At 56.8% G+C, this 4357-nt stretch carries 6 protein-coding genes; 1 reads left to right on the forward strand and 5 read right to left on the reverse strand.

Translation table 11 applies throughout. The annotated features are described in order from the left end of the window. Both CVT63_07855 and CVT63_07860 read right to left on the reverse strand, forming a co-directional pair. A partial coding sequence (locus CVT63_07855) for a type II toxin-antitoxin system death-on-curing family toxin (protein ID PKQ27462.1) occupies nucleotides 1–298 on the reverse strand: 298 nt, incomplete at its 3' end. After that, entirely contained in the window at nucleotides 295–528 is a 234-nt protein-coding gene (locus tag CVT63_07860) for a hypothetical protein (GenBank protein ID PKQ27463.1), read from the reverse strand. The genes CVT63_07855 and CVT63_07860, both read right to left, overlap by 4 nt. Before the next feature lie 203 nt (nucleotides 529–731). Between CVT63_07860 and gcvH the strand changes: the two genes are divergently transcribed. Further along, nucleotides 732–1118: a glycine cleavage system protein H gene (gene gcvH / locus CVT63_07865; protein PKQ27464.1), complete on the forward strand. Its 387-nt coding sequence runs from the start codon at nucleotides 732–734 to the stop codon at nucleotides 1116–1118. Nucleotides 1119–1200: 82 nt separating this feature from the next. On the opposite strand, the gene CVT63_07870 is transcribed toward gcvH, so the two are convergent. The 3 genes from CVT63_07870 to gatC all read right to left on the reverse strand — a co-directional run. Further along, a complete protein-coding gene (locus tag CVT63_07870) occupies nucleotides 1201–2640 on the reverse strand; it encodes an Asp-tRNA(Asn)/Glu-tRNA(Gln) amidotransferase GatCAB subunit B (protein ID PKQ27465.1) in 1440 nt (479 codons plus the stop codon). Nucleotides 2641–2645: 5 nt separating this feature from the next. After that, nucleotides 2646–4124 (reverse strand): Asp-tRNA(Asn)/Glu-tRNA(Gln) amidotransferase GatCAB subunit A, encoded by a 1479-nt coding sequence (gene gatA / locus CVT63_07875; protein ID PKQ27466.1) that lies wholly within the window; start codon nucleotides 4122–4124, stop codon nucleotides 2646–2648. 2 nt (nucleotides 4125–4126) lie between these two features. Next, nucleotides 4127–4357 (reverse strand): Asp-tRNA(Asn)/Glu-tRNA(Gln) amidotransferase GatCAB subunit C (gene gatC, locus CVT63_07880; protein PKQ27467.1); only part of this gene is annotated, 231 nt, incomplete at its 5' end.

Raw genomic sequence — 4357 nt, forward strand, 5'->3', positions numbered from 1 at the left:
TATTAACGTCCAGCCGCATGCCATTGATATTCAGGAAGACTTCCGAAGCCACAACGGCTACTCTCTTGTTTCCGTCAAAGAATGGATGGTTCTTGCAGATGTGAAATAGGTGCGCCGCAGCCATGGCGGGGGGGCTTTTGTGAAAAAACTTCCCTGCGAAATCGGCTGTCGGCATCGACACCGCGCTCTCCAGCAGGCCCTGGTTCGCGACACCCGGCATCCCCCCAAATTCCTTTATCATTCGAGCGTGAATTGAAATAACGTTCTCGATTGAAAGGAAGACGGGTTCCAGGCTCACGAGTCGGCCAGTTCCTTGAGCATCTCTCTGCGCTCACCAACAATGCGATCCAAATGCCGTTCCAGTTCTTTCTGGTCAACCCGGCAAGGGTTTACCGGGGTGATGATTATCGAACCGTTGCTCACCGTTATCTGGACTTCTTTTCCTTCTTTTAACCCGATCATCTCCATTATCGGCAGATCCAGGATTATAGCGTTGCTGTTACCTACTTTCTGGAGCCTCTTTACCATGGATATCAACTCCCTCATAATCAGTTATAACATTATTATAACCTTTTTCTGTCTCAAGTCAAATAGCCACCTCGATCTTCACGGCGTCTCCTTTCTGCACTCGACTGATACTTTCCAAAGGACACGATCGTCGTTGTTTGTGTTCCGGAATTCCATTTGATATATTTCACCGGGATCACAAGAACAAAAAAGGAGTGACTGTCATGGAGAACTACCCGGAGGATGTTAAGTATCACAAAGAGCATATGTGGGTGCGCTCGAATGGGACGATCGGGATAACTTTCTTCGCCCAGGATCAGCTCGGCGAGATCGTATTCATCGAGGTTCCTGAGCCTGGCGCTGCTGTTGAGGCTGGAAAGACGTTTGGCGAGATTGAATCACGCAAGTCGGTCTCCGATCTGTGCGCGCCTGTCACCGGAACCATCAAAGAAGTCAACTCGGAGGTGCAGGACGCGCCCGAGATCATCAACGAGGATCCATACGGCAAAGCCTGGATTGCGGTCATCGACATCAACGACATCTCTGAAATCGACAGCCTTCTTACCGCGGCCGAGTACAAAGAACTCGTTTCCGGCGAGGAAAGCCCCTAGCCGGCATAACTTTTGGGGGTCAGTCCCCCATGGCGCGCGGACACGCCATGGGGGACTGACCCCAAAGTTAAACGGATCTTTGTTATTTAAGTTTTTTGCGGAGGAGGTCGGATGCCATTTCGGGATTGGCTTTGCCTTTTGTTCTTTTCATTACCTGGCCCATCAGAAACTTCAGCGCCTGGCTCTTGCCTTCGCGCATGTCAGCAGCCGCATCGGGGTTGTCGGCAATAACTTCGTCAACGACGGACTCGATCTCGGCGCCGTCGGCGATTTGCGCAAGGCCTTTCGCGCCCACAATGTCACGCGGGCTCATCCCCGTCTCGAACGCCTCGCGCATCACTTCCTTTGCCATCTTGCCCGATATGATCTTTTGCTCGATCAACGCCACAAGTTCACTCAGACCGCTCGGCTTGAGCGGGCAGGCGGCGATGTGGGCGGCTGTCTCCTTGAGAATGGCGACGAAATCGCCGGCGATCCACTTCGCCAGCGCGACCGGATCCTGGCCGCATGCCACGGCTTCCTCAAGGTAGTCGGCCATCGCTTTCTCGCCGATCAGCGTCCTCGCGATCTCAGTCGACAGGCCGAACTCCTTCTCGAAACGAAGCAGCCGCTCCGCGGGAAGCTCGGGCATCCTTGCCTTGATCTCCTCGAGCCATGCACTATCCGGCTCGATCGGCACGAGATCGGGCTCCGGAAAATACCTGTAATCGAACGCCTCTTCCTTGCTGCGAAGCGGGCTCGTCTTGCCAGCGGCGTTATCCCAGTGGCGCGTCTCCTGAACGATCTTCCGCCCTTCATCGAGCGCGATGCGCTGACGTTTCTCCTCAAAAGCAAGCGCGTGGTAAAGGGCGTGGAATGAGTTCATGTTTTTTATCTCGACCTTTGTGCCCATCACGCCATCGACCGCGATCGAGATGTTGGCGTCACAACGCAACGAGCCCTCCTCCATCTTGCAATCGCTGATGCCGAGGTACTCCAGTGTGATGCGCAACATTTGCAAGAAAGCGCGGGCCTCGTCCGGGTTGCGCAGATCGGGTTCGGTTACAATCTCGACGAGCGGTATGCCCGCGCGGTTGAAGTCCTCGAGGCTGTGCTCCGCGCCGTGGATGCGCCCGCTCTCGCCAATGTGAACACTCTTGCCCGTGTCTTCCTCGATGTGCACTCGCGTAATGCCAACGCGGCGCGTGTATCCATCCATCTCAATATCGAGACCGCCGTCATGGCTCAAAGGAATATCGTATTGTGATATCTGAAAGTTCTTGGGCATGTCGGGATAAAAGTAGTTCTTGCGGTGAAATATAGAACGTTGCGTGATGTCGCAGTTGAGCGCGAGCGCGAGCAATATCGCGTCGCCTATCGCCTCACGGTTTATGACGGGAAGCGAGCCTGGATGGCCAAGGCACACCGGGCACGTCTTGGTGTTCGGCGCACCGCCAAACGTGGCCTCGCAACCACAAAACATCTTTGACTTTGTGTTCAGCTCGGCGTGTATCTCCAGGCCAATTATCGTCTCGCGCTTCATTTTGATTACTGCACCTTCTCAGCAGGCTTCGCGATGCCGGGCGGGCGAGGGTCGAAACCGATTTCGTTCTCCAGAGCGCAGGCGACATTCAATATCTTCTGTTCGGACAGAGGCGGTCCCATGATCTGAAACCCAACGGGCAGGCCGCCGGCAACTCCGCACGGAAGACTCAACGCGGGGATGCCGGCGAGGTTCACCGGAATCGTGCATATGTCCGAGAGGTACATCGTCAGCGGGTCGTCTGTCTTTTCTCCCAGATTGAAAGCGGTCGATGGCGACGTCGGCGAGACCAGCAGGTCATACTTCTCAAACGCCCTGCTGTAATCGCGCACGATGAGCGTGCGTATCTTTTGGGCTTTGGCATAGTACTCATCGTAGTAACCGGCCGCGAGCGCGTAAGTTCCCAGCATGATACGGCGCTTGACCTCAGGGCCGAACCCTTGCGCGCGGGTTGCGTCGTACATCTCCCAGATATCGTCGAACTCGCCCTGGGCCCGATACCCGTACCTTACGCCGTCGAACCTCGCCAGATTGCTCGATGCCTCGGCAGGAGCGATGAGGTAGTAAGACGAAAGGCTGTTCTTAAAACTCGGCAGAGAAACCTCGTCACAGTTCACTCCGAGCCGCTCGAGGATATCCACGGAAGCGCGTACCCGCTCGAGGACTTCCGGGTCTATCCCCTCGCTGGACAGCTCCTTGACGATAGCGATTTTCATGCCCTTGACATCACCGGTCAGATTCAAAAGGTAATCGGGAGTTGCCTGGTCGATAGATGTCGAGTCGCGCGCGTCGTGTCCCGCGATCGCGGTAAGCAACGCGGCGCAATCGTGGACGTTCAACGTCATCGGTCCGACCTGATCGAGTGAAGACGCGAACGCCACAAGCCCGTATCTCGACACGAGTCCGTACGTCGGCTTCATGCCGACGATGCCGCACAGCGCCGCCGGCTGTCGGATGCTGCCACCCGTGTCAGAGCCGAGAGCCCAGGGCGCTTCCCCCGCCGAGACCGCCGCGGCCGAGCCGCCGCTCGAGCCGCCGGGAACCCTCATCAGATCCCACGGATTGCGCGTCGGCCCAAAGCAAGAGTTCTCTGTCGAGGAACCCATGGCGAACTCGTCCATGTTGGTTTTTCCCAGCATGATCGTCCCTGTCGCCGTGACCCGCTCCACGGCGTGCGCGTCATAAACCGGCACAAACTCCGCGAGCATTCGCGATCCACAGGTCGTCCTGTAACCTCGCGTGGAAAGAACGTCTTTGATGGCGATTGGCACGCCTGCGAACGGCCCCACGGCTTCACCTGCCGCAATCGCGCGATCCACCTCTCGCGCCCGATCGCGCGCGGTGTCGGCGAATATGCTTATGAAAGAACCAACGCGAGACTCGACCTCGTCGATGCGCGCGAGAAAAGCGTCCGTGACGGATGCTGCCGACGTCTCCCCGTCCTTGATCCATTTAGCTATCTCCAGCGCGCTCTTGTATAGCATCTCTAAATTATCCTTGGCACCTTGAACGCGCCATCCTCGGCCCACGGCGCATTTTGCGTGGCTTCTTCCACTGGAAGCGATGGCCGCGCTTCATCGGAGCGAAAGACGTTCACCAGCCCAAGGATGTGGCTGGTCGGCGACACCCCATCCGTGTCGACCTCGTTTATCAAGCGCGCGTGCTCGAGCACGTCAGACAACTGACGCCGGAACATTTCCTTTTCGTCATCGCTCAA

This window comes from Candidatus Anoxymicrobium japonicum, from assembly GCA_002843005.1.
Lineage (GTDB): Bacteria > Actinomycetota > Geothermincolia > Fen-727 > Anoxymicrobiaceae > Anoxymicrobium > Anoxymicrobium japonicum.

Coding starts and splice junctions, on each gene's coding strand:
- CVT63_07860 (PKQ27463.1), bottom strand. CDS start 528: ATGGTAAAGAGGCTCCAGAAAGTAGGTAACAGCAACGCTATAATCCTG.
- gcvH (PKQ27464.1), top strand. CDS start 732: ATGGAGAACTACCCGGAGGATGTTAAGTATCACAAAGAGCATATGTGG.
- CVT63_07870 (PKQ27465.1), bottom strand. CDS start 2,640: ATGAAGCGCGAGACGATAATTGGCCTGGAGATACACGCCGAGCTGAAC.
- gatA (PKQ27466.1), bottom strand. CDS start 4,124: ATGCTATACAAGAGCGCGCTGGAGATAGCTAAATGGATCAAGGACGGG.